Below are 23,973 nucleotides of genomic sequence, written 5' to 3' on the forward strand. Positions count from 1 at the left end.
CCACTTCCTGCCTGTCCACCAGGCGGGCGCTCGGCATCCGTTTATTTTGACATTTCTTTTATCGCCTGGACCAACACGTTTTCTACGGTCGGCTTATTGGCAACTATTATTTTGTTTGAATACTTTCTGGCCTCAGCGGCGGTGGTTTCCCCGATACAGAATAGGGTGCTGTTTCCTACTGCATTTTCCAAAAGATAGCTTTGGATGCCACTTGGGCTAAAGAACAAAATACCATCAAAATTGCGTTGAAACGCTTTGGAATTCAAGTGGGTGCGATACACTTCCAATTCTTTATACTGAACGTTATTTTTGTTCAGCATAGCAGGCAGTTCATCCATCCGCTTGTTGCCGCAAAGAAACAAAAAGGATTTGTGTTGATGCTTCTCTATGATAATTCTGGCCAAATCCAAGGCGTTTTGGGCCATTTCCAACACTTTCACCCCATTGGTTTCCAAGAGTGCCTTGGTTTTTTCTCCGACGCAAAAGGCGTTGAACTGGGATGCATCCGAGTGTCTGGCTTGTTCCAAAAAAGCATTCACTGCGTTTTTGCTCGTAAAAATATAGTTCACTTGGTCCAAAGGAATTTTCACGTTGACCAGCTCAATTTTTAGGGCATCGTACTCCACTAATCCCAAACCGGAATTTAAAAAAAGCTCTTTTTGGGTCAAGCTCAACATTTTAGTGGACAGTATTGTTTTCATTTCTGATTTCCTGCATCAATTTATCACCACCTTTTTGCAATACCTCTTCAGCACTACGTTTCCCTAGCCCTTGGGATTCGGATAGTTCCACCTCTTTTTGGATATCGATTTTCTGCTTTCCATCCAAGGAAAAAACAACCCCTTCAAAATAAACCTTTTGGTCTTTTATTTGGGCCAAAGCCCCAATGGGCGCGGTACAACCACCCTCCAAGGTCCGCAAAAATTCACGTTCGATGGTTGTGGACAATTCGGTTTCGGTATGGTTGAGTTGGGATACAGCTTCTTTGGTGAATGCATCTTTTTCCATGGCCACAACGAGCATGGCACCTTGTGCGGGTGCAGGAATCATCCAATCCAGTTGAATGGCATCTTTGGGCAACAATTTGATGCGTTCCAGTCCTGCCTGGGCAAAAATGGCCCCTTGCCAATCATTTTCAATCAATTTTAAGAGACGCGTATTCACATTGCCCCTAAGGTCTACCACGGTATGATGTGGATATTTGTTCAACCATTGGGCCTTTCTCCGCAAACTTCCGGTGGCGATGGTCGCAGGTTGGTCCTGTTCCAAAAAACCAGAACCTTTGTGCACCAATATGTCATGGGTTATGGCGCGCTCCAAAACGGCTACTTGCACAATACCTTTGGGAAGTTGCGTAGGAACGTCTTTCATGGAATGTACGGCAATGTCAATATCGCCCTTGAGCATGGCCATATCCAAGGTTTTGGTAAATATTCCGGTAACCCCCAGTTCGTAAAGCGGCTTGTCCAGCACTTGGTCTCCCATCGATTTGGTGGGCACCAAAATAGTGTCGTACCCGAGCGCTTCCAGTTTTTGTTGCACGGTAGTAGCTTGCCACAGCGCGAGTTCGCTGTCGCGGGTTCCAATGCGGATAATTTTGCTCATTTGGAATGTAGTTCTAGCTGAAAGACCTTTTGTATCAGTTCCAGGCTATCATCGGTATCGACCTCGTTGCTCTTTAGGTGGTTGGCAAACTGCTTGGTGATTTTTTGGATGATACGGTCGGAGATGATTTCCGCTTGTATTTGGTCGAATCCTTCAATTTTTTTGGTCTGAAAGTCGATTTCCTCGGCTTTCATGGTGTTGAGTTTGTCCTTTAGGGCATTGATGACCGGGGCAAATTTTCGGCTTTCCAACCATTTGAGGAAATCCTTTTTCACCTTTTCTATGATGGCTTCCGCTTTGGGAACATATTCCTTTCTCTTGGACAGGGTCTCGTCGGTAATTTGGGAAAGTTGGTCCAAATGCACCAAGGTCACATTGTCCAGTTCCCTTACATCATCAGATACGTTTTTGGGTACCGATAGGTCCAAAACCAGCAAAGGTTTTTTGGGATGGATAATGGCCTTGGAAACGGTGGGCAATTGAGCCCCCGTGGCCACCACTAAAATGTCGGTTTTTCGGATTTCCGTTTGAAGGTCGCCATAATCTTTTACCGTCAATTGGAACTTACCGGCAATGTCTTCCGCCTTCGCACGCGTTCTGTTGATCAAAGTGATATGGGAATTATTGGAGTGCTTCACCAAATTTTCACAGGTGTTTCGTCCAATCTTGCCTGTCCCGAACAACAAAATGTTCTTGTTGGAAATGTCGTCCACATTGTCCAAGATATATTTGACCGAGGCAAAGGCTACCGAAGTGGCACCAGAGGAAATTTCTGTTTCGTTTTTGATTCGCTTGCTGGCTTGGATTACCGAATTACACAAGCGTTCCAGGAACGGATTGGCCAGGTCCTGCTTTTTGGATCGGTAAAACCCTTGCTTTATTTGACTGATGATTTCAAAGTCGCCCAGAATCTGACTGTCCAGACCAGTGCCCACTTTAAACATATGCGTAATGGCATCGTGATTTTTATACACGTATGCTACTTCCTGAAATTCTTCAACGGTACCAGGGGTTTCGTCGCAGAGCAATTTGATAAGTTGGTAGGGGTGTTGTGCAAAACCATATAGTTCGGTTCTGTTGCATGTGGAAATAGCCAACAGGCCATCAATTCCAAATTCCTTTGCCTTGCCCAAAATACGGTCAATGGCAGGAACATCCAGACTGAACTTTCCTCTAACCTCTGCATCTGCCTTCTTGTAACTCAACCCAATGGCATAGAAGGAATTATGTTTTGAAATATGGTAGTCCCTCATAAAGGATATAAATCGCAGCACAAAAATAACAGGCTTGTAGGTCAAAAAATAACGCTAGCGGTACTATAAATGACCATCGCTGCCATTTTATGTTTTATTTTTGATAAAAATGATGGAAGGCACTGTTATTATTGATAAATTAGCTTAAGCAATATACAATTTAGAGCGATTCTAAATTAGTAGGAAAACAAAATAAGACGAAGAATGAATGTGAAAAATATCGCTAGCGGTTCTTATGATGAAATTTTGGTGGAAGATGGCTTTTACATCCTTAAAATCCAAAACGATACCCAAGAACCAAAACTTATTGAACGGGATATCGACAGCACCTACATCCAGTTTCATTTCTGTTTGAAGGGCAAATCCAAGTTCAACTTCAATGAAGGGAATTACTATTTGGAAGTCAACGAGGAAAACTCGCTCTTGCTTTACAATACCCAGAAAGATTTGCCGCTTGACTTAGTGGTCTCGCCAGGGTCATGGTTGCTTTCCGTGGTGATGACCATTAGAAAGTTCCACGCCCTATTTTCCAATGAAGCGGATTATATTCCTTTTTTGAGTGACGAAAACAAGGAAAAGAAATACTATTCCCAAGAAATGGTGTCGCCTGCCACAGCCGTTGTACTGAGCCAATTAATGAACTATAATTTGCATCCATCCATAAAAAAATTATACCTGAAAGGAAAGGTCTACGAATTGATTTCTCTCTATTTCAACAAAACCGAAGATGCCGATTTGGAACAATGCCCTTATCTGGCCGATGAAGATAATGTGCGCCGTATCCGAATGGCCAAGGAAATCATGATTTCCCGTATGGCCGAACCGCCGACCTTGGCCGAACTATCACAAGAAGTTGGCTTGAGCCTTAAAAAATTAAAGGAGGGTTTTAAACAGATTTATGGCGACTCCGTTTTTGGATTTTTGTTCGACTATAAAATGGATTATGCCCGAAAAATGCTGGAAACCGGCAAGCATAACGTCAACGAAGTGGGGTTAAAAGTCGGTTACAGTACTGCCAGTCATTTTATAGCCTCCTTCAAAAAGAAATTCGGCACCACGCCCAAAAAATATTTAACTTCAAATGTATAAACCTTCCATCATGAAATACGTTGTATGCTTCTTGCTCACGCTTTGTTTTACTCTCCCGATTGCTGCTCAAGATGACCCTACCATCGAGGCCGAGGCGAAAAAAATGCCTGAATTGGTGCTGGTATTTACCAAAACGGAAGGCTACAGGCATAAATCTATTGATAAAGGGGTCCAAACCTTAAGGGAATTGGGACGGCAAAATGGTTTTATTGCTTTGCAAACGGAGTCGGGTGAGGACTTTACGGTCCAAAATCTAAATAATTACAAGCTTGTGGTGTTTCTGAATACCACCATGGATGTCTTGGATGCTACACAGCAACGGGCTTTTGAGTCTTACATAAAAAGTGGCGGCGCTTATATGGGTGTCCATGCTGCGGCCGATACCGAATATGACTGGCCTTGGTACGGAAAGTTGGTAGGAGGTTACTTCGATTCCCATCCTAGCGACCCCAATGTCCGAAAAGCAACCATCAATGTGGTGAACAAGTCGCATCCGGCTACGGAACATCTTTCAGATACTTGGATACGAACCGATGAGTGGTACAATTACAAAACCCTAAGTTCGGAAACTACGGTGTTGCTCAATTTGGATGAAAGCAGCTATGAAGGTGGCACCAATGGCACCAACCATCCGATTGCATGGTATCAGGAATTCGATGGGGGCAGGGCTTTTTACACTGGTGGCGGCCATACCGATGATTCTTATGATGAACCCATGTTCCGTCAACACCTTTTGGGAGGCATCGAATGGTGTTTAAAGCGGAAGTAAGGTCGGTCTCGCTACTATAATTCCAATATTGCTTTTGATGTTTTTGAGGTAATCCGCCAAAGTCAATTCAGAAATTTCCACCTCCCCGTTTTTGCTTGAAGCATGCAATAAATGGAGTCTCCCGTCCGGTTGATGGATGGCAATGCCCGTATGCGTCACGTCTAAACCTTTTATGGAAGTGGCCAGCGCAATAATGTCACCCGATTTAATGAGCTGTTCCTTGCTTTCGATTTGGTCCTTGGGCAAGTAGCAAAGCTTTTCTTTGGCAAGCTCTTTTTCCACCGTAATCATGGCTTCAAAATTCGTATCGTTGGCCAAAAACGGATACAGATCACGATGTGTGCCCATAAAGTTGATGGGTTTTTCCAACGCAACACCACCCAATTCGGCAGTAATATCTTTCACCAAACCTTTTTTCTCGTTGTTTCGAATCCATTCCGTAAAGTAATGCAAACGAGAGGGATAACCTTTTAAATCCCCATTTCTGTACCGAACGGTCTCCAAGTTCTTGGTAAAACTTTCAAAATTGGTCTGTTGACGTTTCAGCATCAAACTAAACGCCATGACATTTTCCACAAAGGTGGTGCAGTCCAGTCCACCAAAATTGATGACCAAGGTTTCCGTATCCCCAACCTCCAGTGTTTTTTCCACATAGGGCGTTCCCAAAAAAGACTGTCCCACCAAGGCAATGGTATCTCCCAGACTCGATGCCCTTGTTTGCTTTAGATCGGCGATTTTATGCTCAAACAAGGACTTGTCCTCAGGAGAACAGGTGATGTGTTGGCCATTGGCGAAGCCTCCCAACATCAAAAGGGCCATGAATATGCTATTTCTCATTAAAATCGTTTTTATGTTCAACCGATAATCGGGTGGTTCTGGCAATGCTCTCCGGATAGTTGTCCTGTAAATACACAATAAGTTTTTCGCGGAGATGAACCCGTAAATCCCAAGCTGTGGGAGAATCTTTGGCACTTACCAAACATCGGATCTCTACATAATTGGGTTTGGTATCGGTTACTTGTATTACATTCACATTGCCGTCCCATAGGTCGGTATCCTTCAAAATTCGTGTCTGTTCCTCGCGCAGTTGATCAAAAGGGACATTGTAATCTACATAAAGGAATACAGTTCCCATAAGTTCCGAGGAGGTTTTCGTCCAATTCTGAAAGGGTTGATTGATAAAATAGGGCGTTGGTACGATCAAGCGCCTTTTATCCCAAATGCTTACTACCACATAGGTCAGGGTAATCTCTTCAATACGGCCCCATTCGCCCTCCACAATGACCACATCATCCAGTTTTATGGGCTGTGCAATGGCAATTTGGATACCTGCCAGAATGGTCCCAATGAACTGCTGGGCCGAAAACCCAATAATGATTCCCGCTACACCTGCCGAGGCAAAAATGCTAATGCCCACTTCGCGGATTTCCTCAAAGCTCATCAGCATAAATCCTGTGGCCAAGAGAATAACGATAAAAATAAAGATCCGTTCCAAAATGGTAAACTGGGTGTAGACCTTTCTGGCCTTTAAATTATCAGCTTCTCCTATGTCGTAATTTTGGATGACGGCTTTTTTAATGATTTTAAGCAGGGCAATCATTACCCATGCCATGGCAAAAATGAAAAGGATGGTACTGATCTTTTTAAACCAGAAACCAGCTTCCGATAGGTTTAGAATGTCCCGCAGTGCTTTCATGCGAAGCAAGACGGAGAGAAAAATGAGAACCAATGGAAATGCCAGCCGTTTAAAAGCAGTTTTGGGCAATAAATAGTTAGGGTTTTTTCCCAGTCGTTTCAGGACTACGGAAGTGATCCAATAAAGTATCACGAGCACAACTAGGGTCACACCTAAATAAATCAGGGATTCTTTGGAAACATTGTCGTAGAAAGACTCCATATCTCCAAAAATAAGATAGAATGGTCAAGAAAGGAAGAATGGTTAAACAAAATCGAGAAACATTATTTAGTCATAAGAAAGAATTTGGATGTGAAAAAGGTCAAGTCCACTTCGTGTTGTATTTTAGCGACCTAAACGAATAAGCCGTGAAAAAAGGAGTTTTATTGGTCAACTTGGGATCTCCGGATAGCCCAACCGCAAAGGATGTAAAGCCGTATTTGGATGAATTTTTGATGGATGAACGCGTCATCGATGTGAATCCTGTGTTGAGGAACATCATCGTGCGAGGCATCATTTTAAATTTCCGTCCCAAAAAATCGGCCGAGGCCTATTCCAAAATTTGGTGGGAAGAAGGTTCTCCCCTGATTATTCTGTCCAAACGTTTCACGGAAAAAGTACAAAAGCATACCGACCTTCCCATTGCTTTGGGGATGCGCTATGGCTCCATGTCCATCAAGGAAGGATTGCAGGAATTGAAGGATAAGGGCGTTGATGAGGTTTTTTTGGTGCCATTGTATCCGCACTATGCCATGTCATCTTACGAAACCGTGGTGGTAAAGGCACTGGAGGTGCAACAAAAGGACTTTCCTGAGATGCACTTAACAACCCTTCCCGCTTTTTACAGCAACCCAGATTACATCAAAGTACTATCCAAAAGTATTGCAGAAGGCTTAAAGGATTTTGATTACGAACATATCTTGTTTTCGTATCACGGAATTCCCGAAAGGCATATCCGAAAATCGGACCCTACCAAGTTCCATTGTAAATTGGATGGCCAATGTTGCAAGACCAATTCCGTGGCGCACCATACCTGTTACCGTCACCAGTGCTACGATACTACCCAGTTGGTCATCAAAGAGCTTGGGCTTCCAAAAGATAAGGTCAGCACTTCATTCCAATCCAGATTGGGGAGCGACCCATGGTTGCAACCCTTTACGGATAAGGAGTTTGAACGTCTAGGTCACGAAGGCATCAAAAAACTGGCAGTGATTACCCCTGCGTTTGTGAGTGATTGTTTGGAGACATTGGAGGAAATCGCCATGGAAGGACAGGAGCAGTTCGAAGAAGCCGGTGGAGAACAGTATAAACACGTTCCCTGTTTGAACGACCGCGACGATTGGGCCGAACTAATGGCCAACTGGATCAAGGATTGGGAGGAAAAAGGAGCATTGCCCGAAACCCATATCCGATAAATTCCGTAAGAAGAATAAAAGAATTGCTATGAAAATTGAAATCTTGGAGCAAGAACTCCAACCTCTTCGGGAACAACTCAAGAACCACCCGCTATACGCCCAACTGGAAACCATTGAGGATATCAAGACCTTTATGGAGAGCCACGTGTATGCCGTTTGGGATTTTATGTCACTTTTAAAGGCGCTTCAGCAGCACCTTACCTGCGTTGGTTTGCCTTGGCATCCGGCAGCGGATACTGCTGTAGCCCGATTCATCAATGAGATTGTGTTGGAGGAGGAGAGCGACTTTAATGAAAAAGGAGAGGCCAAAAGTCATTTTGAAATGTATTTGGATGCCATGAAAGAAGTTGAAGCCGACACCCAAAAAGCGGAAGCAACAATTTCTTCGTTTACGGATTTGGCAATGATATCAGCCCAAATAGAGAAGGCTGACCTCAATGAAGCAGAAAGAGACTTTCTTCAGTTTACTTTTAAGGTCATCAATACCCAACAACCGCATATCATCGCAGCTGCCTTTACTTTTGGTCGCGAAGACTTGATTCCCGATATGTTTTTGGGCATTATCGAACAATCGGGCGAACAGGGCGCTAGCCAATACAAAAAACTGGAGTACTACCTCAAAAGGCACATCGAGTTGGATGGGGACGAGCATGGACCTTTAGCGCTGCGCATGATCAGAGCGCTCTGCGGTTCCGATGGCCAAAAATGGAACGATGTTCTGGAATACAGCAGACAGGCATTGCACCATCGAATAGCGCTTTGGAACAGTATTGCTGAAAAACTGAAGGAGAACAAAGGTAATTTGGTGAATGCGTTGTAGTTTTGAAACAGCTTTAGCATTCACTTTATTGTAAACCCAAAGAATACCCGCTGGCATGGCCAAAATAACCTCCGATGAACTGGGACAGGAACCCATTGGAAAATTACTGATCAAACAAGCTGTACCCGCTTCCATCGGTATTTTGGTGATGTCCCTGAACGTGCTGGTGGATTCCATTTTTGTCGGAAATTGGATCGGGCCCATAGCCATCGCTGCTATCAATGTAGTGCTGCCGGTATCCTTTTTTATTGCCGCCCTTGGAATGGCCATCGGTATTGGAGGTTCCAGTATCATTTCCCGTGCACTTGGTGCCAACAACCGCGAAAAAGCCCTAAAAACCTTCGGTAACCAGATTACCCTGACCTTATTGGTAACCATCACCATGGTGGCCCTTGGGCTCTACTTTGTGGATAGCCTGATTCCGGCCTTTGGAGGGAAAGGTTCTATTTTTGGACCTGCGAAGATTTACTACACCATCATTTTGTACGGAGTTCCCTTCTTGGCGCTCTGTATGATGGGAAATTCGGTCATCCGTGCCGAGGGCAAACCTCGCTTTGCCATGATTGCCATGATCATTCCATCCGTTGGGAACCTGTTGATGGACTACATCTTTATTTATGTGTTCGATTGGGGAATGCACGGGGCCGCATGGGCGACCACGGTGGGCTATTTGCTTTGTTTCTTTTACGTATTCTATTTTTTCCTGTCCGACAACTCCGAACTTAAGATAGATGTTTCCCATTTTGGATTGGACCGCCCCATTCTCCGAGAAATCGGTTCCTTGGGATTTGTGACATTGGCCCGTCAAGCCGTGACCAGTATTGTCTACTTGTTGATGAACAATATATTGTTCAATCTGGGCGGGGAGGCCATGGTGGCGGTGTACGCGATTATCGGCAGGATGTTGATGTTTGCCCTGTTCCCGGTTTTTGGGGTCACTCAGGGATTTTTGCCCATCGCGGGCTATAACTATGGCGCTGTCAAATACGATCGGGTGAAGGAATCCATCTACACCGCCATTAAATATGCGGCCTTGGTCGCAACCTTGGTCTTTATAGTGCTGATGGTCTTCCCGTCCGAAATCGCCTCCCTGTTTTTGAGCAATCGACCAGAATTGTCCTCAGAAGAGATTGCCACCAACAATTTTGTGCTTGCGCATACACCTTTGGCCATGCGCTTGGTCTTTGCCGCAACCCCTATCATTGCCATTCAGTTGATTGGGGCGGCGTATTTTCAAGCCATCGGGAAAGCTACTCCGGCCTTGTTGTTGACCTTGACCCGTCAAGGCTTCTTTTTTATCCCATTGATTTTGGTACTGCCCAAATTTATGGGTGAAATAGGCGTATGGCTTTCGTTTTGTATTGCAGATGTGCTATCGACCATCGTAACCGGCTTCTTTCTTCAAAAGGAAATCAAGAGCGAACTCTCCTAAACCCCTTTATTTTGATTTAGAATGTTTAATTTGGGTGGCCTAACTAAACATCCATGAAAAATAGTATTCTAGCGGGCTTAATTGCTGTTTTAGCAATCGCTTGTGCAGAAAAACCTCAAGAAAAACCTATGTACACCCTATTTGTTGGCACCTATACCGATGGTGATAGTGAAGGCATTTATACGTATTCTTTTGATGCGAATACAGGGGAGCTTTCCAACCAAAAACTGGCGGCGAAGTTGACCAATCCCTCCTATTTGGCCATTTCGGAGGATAAAAAGAACCTTTACGCCGTTCAGGAAACTGCCGATTTTGATAGTTTGGGCGGAGGCGTTACCGCGTTTCGCTTGGAAGGGGGAGCGCTAGAGCTTCAAAATAGCAGAGGAACCCAAGGGGCACACCCCTGTCATGTGTCACTTTCGGGTAATGGCCAATTGGCCGTAGCCAACTATACGGGAGGCAATGTTTCTATTTTCACCCTCAATGAAGATGGCTCGTTGGCCGAAAATCCGCAAGTAATCGACCACAAGCCATTGGATTCCGTTAAGACATCACATGCGCATATGGCTCAATTCACTCCAGAAGGGCTAATGGTGACCGATTTAGGGCTGGATGCTGTTAAGCGCTATCAGAAAGAAGAGGACAAGTTTACCCCAGCTGAACAATTCTCCCTGACCTTTAAAGATGGGGCAGGCCCCCGCCATTTTACCTTTGGTAAAGGCGGACAATTGCTCTACGTCATCAACGAGTTGAACAGTACCATTTCCGTTTTTGAAAAGGATACTCAGGGTGATTATCAAGAAGTTCAAGTAGTGCCAACCTTGGCTGCGGATTTTGATGGGGAAAGCTTTTGTGCCGACATTCATCTCTCCCCGGACGGCAAGTTTTTGTATGGGTCCAACCGAGGAGAAAATACCATAGTGATTTTTAAAGTGGATCAAGATTCAGGACGATTGGATTTGGTTGGTAGGGAGTCGGTCCGCGGTGATTGGCCTCGAAACTTTTCCATGGACCCCACGGGCGAGTTTTTATTGGTAGCGAATAAAAAGACCAGCAATATTGTGGTGTTCAAAAGAGACTTGGAAATGGGTACGTTGACTTTTTTGAACGAAACCAGTCATCCCAATCCTGTTTGTTTGGTGTTTGAGTAAAGCTGGTCACATCGAGTGGAAAAGCGAAGCGTTTTTGAATCGAGATGCTGTTGTTTTAAGTTCTCGATATAATTTCCTTCGGAAATCACTCGAACTGACTCCTTATTATTTTTTAGAAAGCAACACAATCAAACCAATTACCGCTATCACAGCCAGGACGGTAAAGAAAATTTTCCAAAAGCTATAGGGGCGTGTACCTGATATCTGTCCGTTCTCCCCATTGATGAAAAAGTTGTACTCCTTGCCATTGTAGCGATAGGCACTCACATAAACGGGCAACAAAATATGCTTAAACGTTTCCTCGGACAGTTTCATGTCCATGGAAAGCACGCGTTGGGTGTCCCCGCCAATATCGCGTCTGCACCAGGTTTCGGCAATACCTTTGGCCACTTCTTTGGATTGCAGGTGACCGTCATTAAGCGGGATGGTATATTTTTCGGTTACAAATCCTGATAAAAATCCACTGTTGAACGGTTGGAGCTTTTTCAAATCCCAAAAGGCGATTTTACTTGGGATTCTTCCCGCCTTTTGATGTGATGCTTTGATGAGCGTATCGTCCACAAAACCGGAAACCTGACCGGCTGCTGGATACCATCTTGTTTTCCGAACCCTTTTGGTTACCATTTTGCCATTGGAATCGCGAACCCTTTTGGTCTCATAATAATACTCTCCCCGTTGGCCGGTGTAGGAAGCGTACAGCTGCGCATCAAAGGTCCAGTAGGGCAAATACAGTCCTTTGGTGAATTGAGGGTCCAGTGCCGCCTTTTTTAGATTGTTGGGAGCGAACCATAATCCCTTGACCCATTTCTTGAAAATGGTAAAAGATTGCTTTTTGTCGATTTGGAAGGGAAGTACGGCGCCTGGTAAAATCCATTTTTCGGTATAGGCGTCTGCAACTACCAAGGGTTGACCGCAATATACACAATGAAGGGACTTGTAATTTTCCTCCACGTGCTGATCGGCACCACAATTTTTGCAATGCAGCATGGAAATTTCCTCGCTGTGCCTTTGGGCACCCATTTCCTTAAGGAAAGGGTACAGTTCCAATTCCTCAAATCCGTTGTCATCCAAGGCAATGGTCTCCATGTGTCCGCAATATTCGCAGCTTATCTGGGTTGTGCCAGGCTTGTATTTAAGCTCTGCGCCACAATTGACGCAGGCTTTTTTGAGTTCGGTCTCTTGGATTTTTTGCTCTTCCATGCTTTCATTTCCGCGGAGGCGGAAATCTTGATTATTTTTTTTGAATTCCTGTTTTCACAGGAATGACAAGGTAATTGATACTTTAGTTGTCATTTCGAAGGAGTTCACGACTGAGAAATCTCAATTGCAACACTGAGATTTCTCAATCGTTGCTTTGCAACTCATTTCGAAATGCCAATAAAAAGATTACTCTGTTGGTAATGGTGGCGGCGTGTTGCCTCCCAAGAACGATTTCAATTCCTCAACCTCTTTCAAAGCGGTCCAAGCGGACATTCCTTGTTTCCATACCAAACTATCGCGGTTGATGGTGCGAGAGGCAAACAAAGACTGCATCTGCTCAAAGGTAACGGGCCCATGCTGCACCCCATTGGAGGCATAGTAGTACATAGTAGGTGTTGGCATTGGTGGCGGTACGGCTCCTCCCATCGGTTGTGCAACCTGTTGTGGAGCGGCTTGTGCGCTTCCGCCCATCATGCCGCCCATTTGTTGTGCCAGTACAAATCCCATACCCATGCCCATTCCGGCACCTGCAGTTCCACCTTCGTTCTGTGCGGCAGCTTCGATGGCCTTTGCCGTCTTGAATTTGGTCAGTTTGTCCAAGTCCAATTTATCGATACGGCTGTACTCGAAGATTTCCTTTTTGAGGTCTTCGGGCATGGAAACGTTCTCGATATAGAATTTTTCCAAGGAAATACCTACACTTTCAAACTCAGGCGACATCACCTCGCGACAAGTATCCGAAAGCTCGGTGGTGTTCGCTGCATAAAGCTCGATGGGAAGATTGGCTTGGCCAACAGTATTGGTAAAACGGGTGGCGATCAAACTTTTGAGGTGCTCATTGATTTCAAAATTGGTAAAGTTGCTGTCCGTCCCAACGATATCCTTGATAAATTTTCCAGCATCGGAAATTTTGAAGGCATAAGTACCAAAAGCGCGTATTTCTACCAGACCAAAGCGGTCATCGCTCAAGGTGATTGGGCTCTTTGTTCCCCACTTTTCATCGGTAAAAAGGTGGGTGTTCACAAAGTACACTTCGGCCTTGAAGGGAGAGTTAAATCCATACTTCCACCCTTTTAGGGTCGCTAAAATGGGCAGGTTCTGTGTGGTGAGGTCGTAGGTGCCGGGCCCGAACACATCGGCCAATTGACCTTCGTTAATGAAAACGGCAGTCTGTCCCTCACGAACAATGAGCTTCGCACCGTTTTTTATTTCGTTTTGATATCGCTCAAAGCGATGCGCAATGGTGTCGTCGGTGTAATCCAACCACTCGACAATATCAATAAACTCGTTACTGAGTTTCTCTTTGATTTTTCCAAAAATATCCATGGGTATAGTGTTTAGTTGTTATCTCTTTAAAACTATTAAAAATCGGGAAGATTTCCTTTAGTTTAGTATGAAAACAATCCAAAATGTTACGGAATTTTTAGAAAAACTAGGCTTGAGTTTTTTCGAGTGATTTTTCTTCTAGTTGAAATAAAAGATCTTCTTTTTTGGATATTTCTCTTATAGTAAAAATTGCCAGCAAAGAGAGCGGAACGTCAAATACGATACCTAGCATGTCGGCTTGCGTACTGGCCATCAGTTCTTCAAGTGTTTCTGCATTTAAACCTGATTTGAAAATATAACGTCCCAAAATACCTCCGATTATCCAAGCTGCCCACCAAAACCCTATGAGAATGGAGCTTTTCGAAATAGGTTTCCGTGAATGTTTTTCAATAAGCCTGCAATTTTCATCATCGATTTCTTTCATAATTTGATATGGCCGAAATAGATTGATTATTGGAACGAACCAGCTGCCCGCGGCCCAACCTTCGTCATATATTGTATTCCCTCTACTATTCAAGTTGTAGTATGCCCTTCGAAACCATCTAATAAATAGAATAACTGAGGTTACGTACAAAACAATAGTAATAATCCCTACGACTCCTTCCCTTAAATCATTATTGGTTAGCTCATGTTCAGATACATAAAAACCTTCTTGAACTTTTAACAAAAGGTCATATTGAAGATAGGAGGATAACAAAGAAAATAGACTGAAACCCAGTATTGCCCAAATAAGGTATTGCGCCCATAGCGCTCTATTGGTATTGGGCCTTATGGCCTCTTTTGGTTTTCTTATATAAGTGTTTGATACATCTCGTTCAAAGTCTTGACATTCTCCTTCAAAATCCGCTTCCTTGCCTGTAAGGTTACATAGAAGTCGAACTGACAAATATTTGCTTCCGACTTCGGTCTTCCGACTTCCGATAGATTTCTCAACTTACTACCGAGTACTGCCCACTGTTTCCCTATTTCAGTCCTCCCTTACTGTCGCTTCGACTCATTTCGACTTCCTGCCTGTCCGGCAGGAGGGCGCTCAATGGCCACCGCTCAATGACCAACGCTCGGGGTGACAGTTCGAAATGACAAAGAACCCTATTGGTGCCAATTCGTGAAATTAGTGTCGACTGCCCACTGCCCACTGCTGACTGAATTCCGACTCCCGATAGATTTCTCAATTCGTTTCGCAATGACATCTTATCCAGCATTTTAGGTTTACTGCCCGCAGCCAATCAAATCAAATCTGTTTTCTATCGCCTTTTCGCTCTTGAGTCTTGGCTCTTGGTTCTTGGTTCCTGTCAAGATTTCTCAACTTCCCCCTCGACTGCGCTCGGGGTGACAGTTCGAAATGACAAAGAACCCTATTGGTGCCAATACGTGACATTAGTGTCAACTGCCCACTCACAACCCGCAACACCAAACACGCAACCCTAAACTTCGGACTTCAGACTTCAAACTACTAACTCAAAATAAAAAAGCCGAGCGAATGCCCGGCCTCTCTGCTTAGGTTAAGTGCCCCGAATGGGAAATATTATTCCAAACCGAAATAAGCGGCCACTTGATTATAATCGCTAGTGTCCACTCCAGCGGCTTTTAGCTCGGCCATGATGTTTTCGCTGGTTTTACCAGTTTGAGTAATTTCAATGGCGATTACCACCAATTGATGATACTCACCCGCAGGAACTATATAAGCTGTATCATCCAAACCATAAAAACTAACAATAAGGTTACCAGTAGAAAGATTAGTATGAACTCTAGCATAATAAAGATTGTTGTACAAATGCCCTGGTATAGAATACCTTAAATTGGTTTCGTGATCTAAATAAAAAAGAAAAGCATAGTTCAAGGGTTCATCAAGATAAGTGTTTAGATTACGTGTCAACTGAGAGTAAGGAGCTTCAAGCTCTAGATTATAATGAAACTCCAACACATTAGCGTTTCCATTAATACCATCGACACCATCCGCACCTTGGCAATCCATGGCATCAAAATTACCATCGTCATTGATGTCCTCTTCGGCATCACCTACACCGTTACCGTTCAAATCCCAACAGCTGATACCATCTGCTCCATCAACACCAGCAATACCTTGCGGACCTGCTGCTCCGTCCTGTCCGTCCTGTCCGTCTTCAGGGGAACAGGAGACTAAACTTACTGCCATGCACAACATGGCCATACATACTAATTTTAAAGTTTTCATGATTGTTAATTTTATGAATTAGGGTTAATACTTCGCCAAAGTTAGGTGAGGAAATAGGTAGCATTTTAGGCTAATTGACGGATGGCCCTTCTGATCTGACGGATGGGCCTTTTGGGTTGATCTGTGAAAATTGGAATAGGAATATTCCTACGAAATTTTAGCCTAAAAAGAGGTTGTAGGGTAGAAACTACATGGTAAAGGGTTTACCTTTTTGGATGATTTTAAATCGTTTTCAGTGGAAAACAGTAACAAAGGTGGATTTCCAATCCTTATAATCGAAGAATGTAGCTATGAAGGATGGTCCTGAGAGAGTGACCCATGCGAATTCCAAAGTATAGGCTTCAGAACCCAAAAAAAATAGACTTAACGGCCTGTCGGATTACTGAAAACTCACTTTCACCAATTGCTTTCGGCTTCCGCGCTTGGCGTAGAACAGCATTTTGTCGTCGGATTCATCTTTTAACGGCATGGAAACCATTAAAGGCAATCGGGCTTCTTGCTGGTCGATGATTTTTTCATAATCCATCACCCCATTTTCGTCCAAGGAAATCATGAACACATTTCGGTTGCGGCTAAATCCTTGCTTAAAGATCAAACGTTCATTGTTGATCAATTGCGGATTTTCGGCAGCGGTGCAGATAAAAAAGTAAGTGTTGCCATCCTTACAATAGGCACTGTAAGAGGCATAGGCGCCATCACCTTGGGTTACTTCGGTCTTGTTGATGTTGCGCGCCCATTCCATGCTGCCATTGGCATCCAGTTTTACGCTGACGATATCGTTGTGATGGTACCGTTCAATCCTGATTCGCTGACCCGCTCCAGTGGTTTCCAATCCGGTGGTGACAAAATATTCCTCGGCGTTGAAGAATATTTCATTTCCTTCAGTGATTTCCACCCCTTTAAAAACCAGGTTTTTGATATCCTTGTCCTCCTCGCGACCAAACTTATCGTCCATAAACTGTTGTGAGAAGGGATTGTATTTTTGGGTACGGATGTTCAAGGTGTTCGGGTCCACATCAAAATAGGCGATGCCATTGTAACGGTTGTCCTTACGATCGGCATAAAAACCGACGCACACCAGCTTGTTTTGGACGAAAACGGGATACAATGCCTCAGGATATTTACCGGGATCCACGAAGGATTGGGTTGTGTTCCCGGATTGTGACACCTTGATCAACTCGTACTGAAATTTCCGTTCGTCCACACTAAACCTTCGCTTTTTATAGTAAGCCTTCCCTACAATATAGGCCGTTTGAAGGTCAGAAGAAAAAGTAACGTTCTCGAAAGCATAGTTCTTTTCCTCGATTTCATCGGAGAAATCATATTCAAACTTTTTATTGAGAGCGGTATCGAACATATGAATCATATGTTTGTTGTCCTTTCCCTTTTTATGATGCGTGCTGATCACAAAACCTCTTTTGTTTTCATCAAACAAGATTGCTGTGGTAAAGCCTCTGGAAAAGTCGCGGTTGTAATAGTTTTTCCCTACAGGGTCGTTTACCTCTACCGAATTGATGGAAAGCAACTTTTTTTCCTTGAAGTTAAAATCGATAACAGGACTACTGTGCACCCAGTATTCATATTCGCCCCGGTCCAGGTTATAGTTGAGAAACAACAAGTGCAACTGGCCATTTTTGAGGAAGCCATCCACAAAATCGAGCCCTTTCAACTTATAGTTGTATTCCGATACCAACTCTAGATTGCTGTTGTACTTTTCGATCAGGTAGCCCTTGGGCTTCAAGATCAATCCTTGGTAATAGGCACGTACCAACACGTAACCACCCGAGCCGTCCTCATTGATGGCAACTAGGTTCGAATATCGGTAACGGTCGTGATATTTCTCCCCAAAATCATAGGAAACGGGCATCTTTTGTGCATTCAGCATTACACTGCCGAACACCATAAGGCAAAGTACTAATAGGTTGTTTTTCATGATCTGGCTGCGTTAGGCCAATGGTCATGATCCAGGGAAATCGGCTTTTCTTTTCTCAAGGAAGGCCGAAGTACCTTCCTTAAAGTCATCGGTTCCAAAGCAAGTGCCAAAAGCATCAATTTCCACCGAATAGCCATCAGCGTCATACTTAAAACCAGCATTTACCGCTTTTATTGCGTGTTTTATGGCCACGGATGAATTATTCGATATCCTGCTCGCTATTTTTTTACAAAAAGGAAGTAGTTCTTCGCTAGAGACCACGTGGTTCACCAGTCCATATCCAAAGGCCTTATCAGAATCGATCATGCCCGCTGTCATGATCATTTCCATGGCACGCCCCTTGCCCACAAGCTGTGGCAGGCGTTGGGTGCCGCCGTATCCGGGAATCACACCCAAGGAAACTTCGGGCAATCCCATTCGGGCATTGCTGCTGGCTACCCTAAAATGGCAGGCCATGGCCAGTTCCAATCCTCCGCCCAGAGCAAATCCATTGATGGCTGCGATAACGGGTGTCGAGAGATTCTCAACAAAATCGAACAGTTGGCGCTGACCTGCAGCGGCCAATTGCCGGCCTTCCTTCACCGAAAAATCCGCGAATTCGGAAATATCGGCACCGGCCACAAAGGCCTTGTCCCCGCTTCCTGTAATTATGATGACCTTGGTTTCGGAATCCTCATTCAACTCCTTAAAGGCCACGTGCAGCTCTTCTATGGTTCGTTTGTTGAGCGCATTGAGTTTCTTGGGCCGATCGATGGTAATAGTGGCCAAATGGTTTTCTTCTTCAATGTAGATGTTTTCGTAATCCATAAAGATTGCTGTTTGGGGCGGCACAACGCTGAACCGCCATTATTTTTTCTGTTCCTTTGGAAAATCGATGGTAAACACGGTCCCTTTTCCAACTTTAGATGTAAAGTTAATGGTTCCACCATAGTTTTCCACAATGTTCTTTACCATACCCAATCCTAGGCCTGTACCACTGGATTTTGTGGTGAACTTTGGTTCAAAAATACGATGCTTGTACTCGTCGGAGATTCCCAGACCATTGTCGGCAATCGATATTTTTACCCTATCCCCGACCGATGCTACGGTCACCAAAATCCGTGGCGATTCCACTTCGGGAATGGCCTGAATGGCATTTTTGACCAAATTGGTGATTACCCGTATCAGTTGTGTACGATCCAATTTGGCGACTACCTCTTCCTCATCAGCTATGAAATGAATGTAATCCTCATTAAAGATTTCCAAGGCCAGTTTTACCACTTTTACCACGTTCAGGGTCTCATTTTGCTGGGCGGGCATATCGGCAAAACTCGAAAAGGCCGTGGCAATATTGCTCATGGTATCGATTTGCTGAATCAATGTTTTCGAAAATTCCTTTATCTTTTTTTGGATATCGGGATCATTGGGGTCGAATTTCCGTTCGAAACTCTGTACGGTCAATCGCAGGGGAGTCAACGGATTTTTGATTTCATGGGCTACCTGCTTCGCCATCTCTCGCCAGGCCTGTTCACGTTCGCTACGGGCCAATTTTACCGCGCTTTCCTCCAACTCATCAATCATCCGGTTGTAGGAGTCCACCAGCTTTGCAATTTCCTCGCCTGGGCTTTCCAAATAGATTTTTTCGTTTTGATGGGTGAGATTGGTCCGGTTGATCTTGTCGGAAATTGTCTGTAACGACCTTGTGATATATTTTGAAATGAAATAGGACAGAATAATGGCTATGACCAACATTAACAGATAAACCATACCCAATCGGAAAAGGAACTCTTTAAGTTCCATATTGTTAAAGGTGTTGTCCTCAAAATAGGGAAGGTTCAAAATACCGATGGGCTTAAACTTCAGGTCGTAGATGTAGCGGTATGTTGCTTGATAGTTATCGCCAGCCGCCCTTTTTTCTTCCACAAAACGGCTTTCCCCTCCTTCTCTCAAAAAATTAAGTATCTCGGCATCCAAACAGGTGGCTATGGCGTTGGATTCGAAAGTGGGCCTAGAGCTTTTAATGAGGTTTCCTTCTAGATCATAAAGGTTGAAATTGACATTTTGGATGTTGGCAATCTCATAGATTTCTTCGCTAAAGATGAGATGAAGGTTCTCGGTGATTACGGGGTAGGTGGTTTCCTTGAGCGTAAATTCGATGCTCTTCATCAACTGCTCTTCCTTACGCTCCAAGCGTTCCCTGTGGTAATCGTTTCCCTGTTCCTTGTATTGGTACACCGTTACCCCGGCAATCAGCACAGATGCCAATACCACCAAGGTGATCATGGAAATAAAGATGCGCGACCGTAAGGATAGTTTTCGTAGCAAGCTCGCTTGATTTGATGGTTAAATTTAAGCAATTATCGAGCCAAACAATACAGCTTCGGGATTGGGATTCAATCACAAAAACAAGACGAAAGAAAGCTCAACCCTTTTGTTTTCAAGCATTGGGATTTCTTTCCCGCACTTTTTTGTACCAACGAATGCCCAACATCAAAAGGATAATCAATGCAAACATGCCTATGAGTCCATAGATCCAATTGAAAGCACTTTTGAGCACCACTAAAAAGACAACTGCAAAAAGGATGATCGTGGCCACTTCGTTCCACAGACGCATAAATTTTGAGGTATACTTAACCTCATCCCGCTGTAATTGCTTAAAAATCTGATGGCACTTCCCGTGATACACAAAAAGTAGCAGCACAAATGCGAGTTTGACGTGCATCCAGGGTTGCTGTAACCACCCTGGCATCAAAATAAGCAAAATAATGGCCGTGAGCGTGCAGAGCACAGCCGACGGCCATGTAATGATATACCATAATCGTTTCGTCATCAATTTGAGCTGGTCGCTCAGGATTTCCTTATCGGGTGATGGTTTCTGCCATGCTTCGATATGGTAAATAAAGAGTCGAGGTATATAGAAAAGACCTGCGAACCAAGTGACCACGAATATGAGGTGCAACGATTTGATGTATGGGTACAGCAATTGCTACGTTTTTATGAGTTACATCCGGATGGCTCCAATGCCCTTATCCCAGAGTTTGGTGTTAAAATTAGGGATTTCCGTTTTCATTAAGGTCTCCGCACGTTGTTTTAATCCCACCCATTGGGCATCCAGTTCCTTCTTTCGGTCCACGGAGGGCTGATTGATCTGTGGCAACGAACTATTGCTGTGGTTCATCACAAAAAGATACTCGGCCGTAAACTTGTTGGGGAAATTCTCCACATCGTCATAGGCTTGCGATTTGCGCTGCACCATCTCTTCGTCCCACTCCTTGAGTTTGTCGAGCAATGACTGTCCTTCTTTTTTGAGTTCCTCGTCTTTCAAGTCCTTTAGCAATTTTGCTAGTTGATCTTGAACGCTTTTCAAGGTGTTTACCATATTGTGCATGTCGGTGAGCTTGGATTCAAAATCCGTCATAATAGCATCGTACTCGGCAAAGCGCTCTTCCGAAACATGGGTGTTGGGCGTAGGCACAATCATCCCTTGGGTGGTAACGGTATTTCCTCCTGCACTTAATTGGATGGTATACGCTCCAGGTGGCACTTTGTGCCCTGTGAAATCCGCTTCAATGTATACACCTGGTACACCTGGCATTATGGGGGTTTTAAGGTCCCATACAAATCGGTTCAATCCTTTGGATGTTCCCAAGGTAGGTGCAGGGGGCGCTCCTCCTCCGTTGTGCGGGATATAATCCTCATCCTTCTTGGAGGTAAAGGTCCGTACCACTTTACCCTGTGCATTTTTGATTTCCATAGTGACTTCGGTGGAATCCATTTTTTCCGGAAGATGGTAATAGATGACCATCCCATTGGCGGGGTTGACCCCTTCAAAAGGGTTGGTCCCTGACAGATTGGACGAATTTCTGCTCAATGGGCTTCCCCAATAACCGTGGATGGCTTCTTCTGGCTGATACAGTTTCAGTTCACTGCTGTTTCCTTTGTATTGGGCCAAGGTTGTGATATTGTCCAAAATCCAGAAACTCCTCCCAGAAGTAGCCACAATCAAATCGCCCTTGTGCACCTTTAAATCCGTGATCGGTGTTTTGGGTAAATTCAATTGCAGCGGCTCCCATTTTTTGCCGTCATTCCAAGATACATACAGTCCTTTTTCAGTGCCGGCATACAACAATCCCTTCTGCTGTTCATCCTCACGGACCACTCGCGTAAAAGCTCCGTAGGGAATGCCCTCACTAATATTGGTCCAACTTTTTCCGTAGTCGTTGCTTTTGTAGAGGGCAGGAGTATAATCGTTGAATTTGTATCGGGTAGTTGCGATATAGATAGTCGCTGGGTCGTGTGGCGAAACTTCAATGGCGTTTACCAAACTCTCCTTTAGCCCCTTTGGGGTTATCTCTTCCCAAGATGCACCGCCATTTTTGGTAATATGAACCAGTCCATCATCACTTCCAGTAATCAACACCCCAGCTTCGTGTGGTGATTCCAAGAGATAAGAAATGGTCCCGTAGTTTTCAGCACCTACAGCCTCATTGGTGTAGGGGCCTCCGCCCTTTCCTTGCAGTTCATCTTGGTCCCGTGTTAGGTCTGGTGATACTTCCTCCCAAGTCACCCCGTTGTCTCTTGTTCTGAGGACCAACTGTGCCGCATGGTAAAAAGTTCCGGGTTCGTGTTTGGACCAAATAATGGGTGCATTCCAATTGTATAGGTATTTCATGTCCCGTGCATCACGTCCCAAATATTGTATTGGTGCTGCCATGACATTGCTGGACATTTTGGATTCCATATCCAACAATTCAATGGTACCCAGATAACTGCCTCCCATCACATAGCGTGGATTGTCGGGGTCGAAGCCCAAAAAGGCACTCTCTCCCCCAGCGGAATAATGCCAATCTTCTTGATTGATGCTCCATCGACCTACGGAAAGACTGGCGATCTTTACCGAGGTATTGTCCTGTTGACCTCCATAGATATTGTAGGGAAACAAATTATCCGTGCTGATACGGTAAAACTGTGCGGTGGGCATGTTATCCTGCAAGGTCCAGTTTTCACCATAATCGAAGGTAATGGTAGCTCCACCATCATCCGCCAAAACCATATTTTTCGAGTTGTTCGGATTGATCCACAGGTCATGGGTATCACCATGGGGCACGGAAATAGTCTCCCAAGTTTTTCCACCATCTTCGGAACGGAACATGGAGGCACTCAACACATATACCGTATCTTCGTCATTGGGGTCTACAAATACTTCGATATAATACCAGGCACGCTGTACCAACCGGTTATCCCCACTGACCATCTGCCAACTATCGCCCCCATTGTTGGAGACGAAGAGACCTCCTTTATCTAAATCTGAATCACTTTCGATCAAGGCGTATACTTTTTCCGAATTGGAAGGGCTCACAGCAATGGCCATTTTTCCCTTTTCTTCAGGCAGCCCTTTGGTCATTTCTTTCCAAGTGTCTCCGCCATCGGTAGATTTGTACAATCCGCTTCCTGGTCCTCCACTGATGACTTTATTGGGTTTACGCTGATGCTCCCACATCGCGGCATAGAGCACCAAGGGATTGTTGGCATCCATAGAAAGTTCCACTGCTCCGGTACCTTCGTCCACAAACAGTATCTTTTCCCAATTTTTTCCACCATCCACAGAACGGTACACTCCTCTTTCAGGGTTTGGCGCGAATAAAGCACCTTGGGCAGCCACGTACACCACATCTGGGTTGGTGGGGTGGATAATGATTCGCGAGATATGCTGCGTTTTTTCAAGTCCCAGTTTTATCCATGTTTTTCCTGCATCATTGGATCGGTAGACACCGTCGCCGTAGGAGGTCATTACCCCCCTTGGAGCATGCTCTCCCATACCACAATAGAGAATGTTGGGATTGGAAGGCGATACGGAAACCGCACCCACGGAGCCCATTTCAAAGAAACCATCCGATATGTTTTCCCATTGTCCGCCTGCATTGGTAGTTTTCCAAAGTCCACCACCCGTGGTCCCCATATAGTAGGTGAGCGGGTCGCCCACTACCCCACTTGCAGTCACGGAACGTCCTCCCCTAAACGGGCCAATGTTCCTGAATATCATGGGTTCAAAATAGTCGTTGGCCGTCTGTGCGAATGCTAGAGTGCCAAAAATGGCACTCAACAAAAAAAGCAGTCCTTTTTTCATAGTGT

At 44.6% G+C, this 23,973-nt stretch carries 20 protein-coding genes; 6 read left to right on the plus strand and 14 right to left on the minus strand.

Translation table 11 applies throughout. From position 1 onward, the window contains the following. Positions 1–41 precede the first annotated feature (41 nt). Genes RBB12_RS03220 through hemA form a run of 3 tightly spaced genes read right to left on the minus strand, consistent with a single transcriptional unit; the run spans position 42 to position 2,858 of the window. The gene (locus RBB12_RS03220; RefSeq protein WP_306012771.1) at positions 42–701 is read right to left on the minus strand and encodes a uroporphyrinogen-III synthase; all 660 of its coding nucleotides are present in this window, start codon (positions 699–701) and stop codon (positions 42–44) included. After that, positions 679–1,605: a hydroxymethylbilane synthase gene (gene hemC / locus RBB12_RS03225; RefSeq protein WP_306012772.1), complete on the minus strand. Its 927-nt coding sequence runs from the start codon at positions 1,603–1,605 to the stop codon at positions 679–681. The genes RBB12_RS03220 and hemC overlap by 23 nt, the downstream gene beginning before the upstream one ends. Beyond that, positions 1,602–2,858, minus strand: coding sequence for a glutamyl-tRNA reductase (gene hemA, locus RBB12_RS03230; RefSeq protein ID WP_306012935.1), 1,257 nt, complete (start codon positions 2,856–2,858; stop codon positions 1,602–1,604). Before hemA ends, hemC begins: the two co-directional genes overlap by 4 nt. Positions 2,859–3,062: 204 nt before the next feature. On the opposite strand from hemA, the gene RBB12_RS03235 reads away from it, so the two are divergent. Continuing rightward, positions 3,063–3,947 carry a helix-turn-helix transcriptional regulator gene (locus RBB12_RS03235; RefSeq protein ID WP_306012773.1) on the plus strand — a complete coding sequence of 295 codons (885 nt, stop codon included), beginning with the start codon at positions 3,063–3,065 and terminating at the stop codon, positions 3,945–3,947. A 10-nt stretch (positions 3,948–3,957) separates the two neighbouring features. Beyond that, a complete protein-coding gene (locus RBB12_RS03240; RefSeq protein ID WP_306012774.1) occupies positions 3,958–4,716 on the plus strand; it encodes a ThuA domain-containing protein in 759 nt (252 codons plus the stop codon). On the opposite strand, the gene RBB12_RS03245 is transcribed toward RBB12_RS03240, so the two are convergent. Next, positions 4,702–5,553, minus strand: coding sequence for an N-acetylmuramoyl-L-alanine amidase-like domain-containing protein (locus RBB12_RS03245; RefSeq protein WP_306012775.1), 852 nt, complete (start codon positions 5,551–5,553; stop codon positions 4,702–4,704). The genes RBB12_RS03240 and RBB12_RS03245 overlap by 15 nt on opposite strands. After that, positions 5,543–6,613, minus strand: coding sequence for a mechanosensitive ion channel family protein (locus RBB12_RS03250; RefSeq protein WP_306012776.1), 1,071 nt, complete (start codon positions 6,611–6,613; stop codon positions 5,543–5,545). Before RBB12_RS03250 ends, RBB12_RS03245 begins: the two co-directional genes overlap by 11 nt. A 146-nt stretch (positions 6,614–6,759) precedes the next feature. Between RBB12_RS03250 and hemH the strand changes: the two genes are divergently transcribed. From hemH to RBB12_RS03270, 4 genes are read left to right on the plus strand one after another with little or no spacing between them, the layout of a single operon-like run. Continuing rightward, positions 6,760–7,806, plus strand: coding sequence for a ferrochelatase (gene hemH / locus RBB12_RS03255; protein ID WP_306012777.1), 1,047 nt, complete (start codon positions 6,760–6,762; stop codon positions 7,804–7,806). A gap of 28 nt (positions 7,807–7,834) precedes the next feature. Beyond that, positions 7,835–8,626 carry a DUF3050 domain-containing protein gene (locus RBB12_RS03260; RefSeq protein ID WP_306012778.1) on the plus strand — a complete coding sequence of 264 codons (792 nt, stop codon included), beginning with the start codon at positions 7,835–7,837 and terminating at the stop codon, positions 8,624–8,626. A gap of 55 nt (positions 8,627–8,681) precedes the next feature. Continuing rightward, on the plus strand, positions 8,682–10,058 hold the full coding sequence (locus RBB12_RS03265) for an MATE family efflux transporter (RefSeq protein WP_306012779.1): 1,377 nt from the start codon (positions 8,682–8,684) through the stop codon (positions 10,056–10,058). Between the two features lie 53 nt (positions 10,059–10,111). Beyond that, the gene (locus tag RBB12_RS03270) at positions 10,112–11,209 is read left to right on the plus strand and encodes a lactonase family protein (protein WP_306012780.1); all 1,098 of its coding nucleotides are present in this window, start codon (positions 10,112–10,114) and stop codon (positions 11,207–11,209) included. Positions 11,210–11,314: 105 nt separating this feature from the next. Here RBB12_RS03270 and RBB12_RS03275 read toward each other — a convergent pair whose 3' ends face one another. From RBB12_RS03275 to RBB12_RS03315, 9 genes are all read right to left on the minus strand, one after another. Further along, positions 11,315–12,409, minus strand: a complete 1,095-nt coding sequence (locus tag RBB12_RS03275) for a DNA helicase PriA (RefSeq protein WP_306012781.1) — start codon at positions 12,407–12,409, stop codon at positions 11,315–11,317. Between the two features lie 186 nt (positions 12,410–12,595). Beyond that, the gene (locus tag RBB12_RS03280) at positions 12,596–13,735 is read right to left on the minus strand and encodes an SPFH domain-containing protein (protein ID WP_306012782.1); all 1,140 of its coding nucleotides are present in this window, start codon (positions 13,733–13,735) and stop codon (positions 12,596–12,598) included. 106 nt (positions 13,736–13,841) lie between these two features. After that, the gene (locus RBB12_RS03285) at positions 13,842–14,621 is read right to left on the minus strand and encodes a DUF4328 domain-containing protein (RefSeq protein WP_313882841.1); all 780 of its coding nucleotides are present in this window, start codon (positions 14,619–14,621) and stop codon (positions 13,842–13,844) included. A 639-nt stretch (positions 14,622–15,260) separates the two neighbouring features. Further along, a complete protein-coding gene (locus tag RBB12_RS03290) occupies positions 15,261–15,929 on the minus strand; it encodes a hypothetical protein (protein WP_306012783.1) in 669 nt (222 codons plus the stop codon). Positions 15,930–16,308: 379 nt separating this feature from the next. Beyond that, a complete protein-coding gene (locus RBB12_RS03295; RefSeq protein ID WP_306012784.1) occupies positions 16,309–17,862 on the minus strand; it encodes a hypothetical protein in 1,554 nt (517 codons plus the stop codon). A gap of 24 nt (positions 17,863–17,886) precedes the next feature. Further along, on the minus strand, positions 17,887–18,669 hold the full coding sequence (locus RBB12_RS03300; RefSeq protein WP_306012785.1) for an enoyl-CoA hydratase/isomerase family protein: 783 nt from the start codon (positions 18,667–18,669) through the stop codon (positions 17,887–17,889). Between the two features lie 39 nt (positions 18,670–18,708). Beyond that, positions 18,709–20,124: an ATP-binding protein gene (locus tag RBB12_RS03305; protein WP_306012937.1), complete on the minus strand. Its 1,416-nt coding sequence runs from the start codon at positions 20,122–20,124 to the stop codon at positions 18,709–18,711. Between the two features lie 154 nt (positions 20,125–20,278). Beyond that, positions 20,279–20,824, minus strand: a complete 546-nt coding sequence (locus RBB12_RS03310) for a CopD family protein (RefSeq protein WP_306012786.1) — start codon at positions 20,822–20,824, stop codon at positions 20,279–20,281. An 18-nt stretch (positions 20,825–20,842) separates the two neighbouring features. Next, positions 20,843–23,968 carry a VPS10 domain-containing protein gene (locus RBB12_RS03315; protein ID WP_306012787.1) on the minus strand — a complete coding sequence of 1,042 codons (3,126 nt, stop codon included), beginning with the start codon at positions 23,966–23,968 and terminating at the stop codon, positions 20,843–20,845. Between the last annotated feature and the right edge of the window lie 5 nt (positions 23,969–23,973).

The sequence above is a fragment of the Allomuricauda sp. MMSF_3307 genome, assembly GCF_030733585.1.
In the GTDB taxonomy this organism is placed as follows: Bacteria; Bacteroidota; Bacteroidia; order Flavobacteriales; family Flavobacteriaceae; genus Flagellimonas.

Bases quoted from the DNA above. Each gene is read 5' to 3' on its own strand.
- RBB12_RS03220 (WP_306012771.1), bottom strand. From the start codon at position 701: ATGAAAACAATACTGTCCACTAAAATGTTGAGCTTGACCCAAAAAGAG.
- hemC (WP_306012772.1), bottom strand. From the start codon at position 1,605: ATGAGCAAAATTATCCGCATTGGAACCCGCGACAGCGAACTCGCGCTG.
- hemA (WP_306012935.1), bottom strand. From the start codon at position 2,858: ATGAGGGACTACCATATTTCAAAACATAATTCCTTCTATGCCATTGGG.
- RBB12_RS03235 (WP_306012773.1), top strand. From the start codon at position 3,063: ATGAATGTGAAAAATATCGCTAGCGGTTCTTATGATGAAATTTTGGTG.
- RBB12_RS03240 (WP_306012774.1), top strand. From the start codon at position 3,958: ATGAAATACGTTGTATGCTTCTTGCTCACGCTTTGTTTTACTCTCCCG.
- RBB12_RS03245 (WP_306012775.1), bottom strand. From the start codon at position 5,553: ATGAGAAATAGCATATTCATGGCCCTTTTGATGTTGGGAGGCTTCGCC.
- RBB12_RS03250 (WP_306012776.1), bottom strand. From the start codon at position 6,613: ATGGAGTCTTTCTACGACAATGTTTCCAAAGAATCCCTGATTTATTTA.
- RBB12_RS03260 (WP_306012778.1), top strand. From the start codon at position 7,835: ATGAAAATTGAAATCTTGGAGCAAGAACTCCAACCTCTTCGGGAACAA.
- RBB12_RS03265 (WP_306012779.1), top strand. From the start codon at position 8,682: ATGGCCAAAATAACCTCCGATGAACTGGGACAGGAACCCATTGGAAAA.
- RBB12_RS03270 (WP_306012780.1), top strand. From the start codon at position 10,112: ATGAAAAATAGTATTCTAGCGGGCTTAATTGCTGTTTTAGCAATCGCT.
- RBB12_RS03275 (WP_306012781.1), bottom strand. From the start codon at position 12,409: ATGGAAGAGCAAAAAATCCAAGAGACCGAACTCAAAAAAGCCTGCGTC.
- RBB12_RS03280 (WP_306012782.1), bottom strand. From the start codon at position 13,735: ATGGATATTTTTGGAAAAATCAAAGAGAAACTCAGTAACGAGTTTATT.
- RBB12_RS03290 (WP_306012783.1), bottom strand. From the start codon at position 15,929: ATGAAAACTTTAAAATTAGTATGTATGGCCATGTTGTGCATGGCAGTA.
- RBB12_RS03295 (WP_306012784.1), bottom strand. From the start codon at position 17,862: ATGAAAAACAACCTATTAGTACTTTGCCTTATGGTGTTCGGCAGTGTA.
- RBB12_RS03300 (WP_306012785.1), bottom strand. From the start codon at position 18,669: ATGGATTACGAAAACATCTACATTGAAGAAGAAAACCATTTGGCCACT.
- RBB12_RS03305 (WP_306012937.1), bottom strand. From the start codon at position 20,124: ATGATCACCTTGGTGGTATTGGCATCTGTGCTGATTGCCGGGGTAACG.
- RBB12_RS03315 (WP_306012787.1), bottom strand. From the start codon at position 23,968: ATGAAAAAAGGACTGCTTTTTTTGTTGAGTGCCATTTTTGGCACTCTA.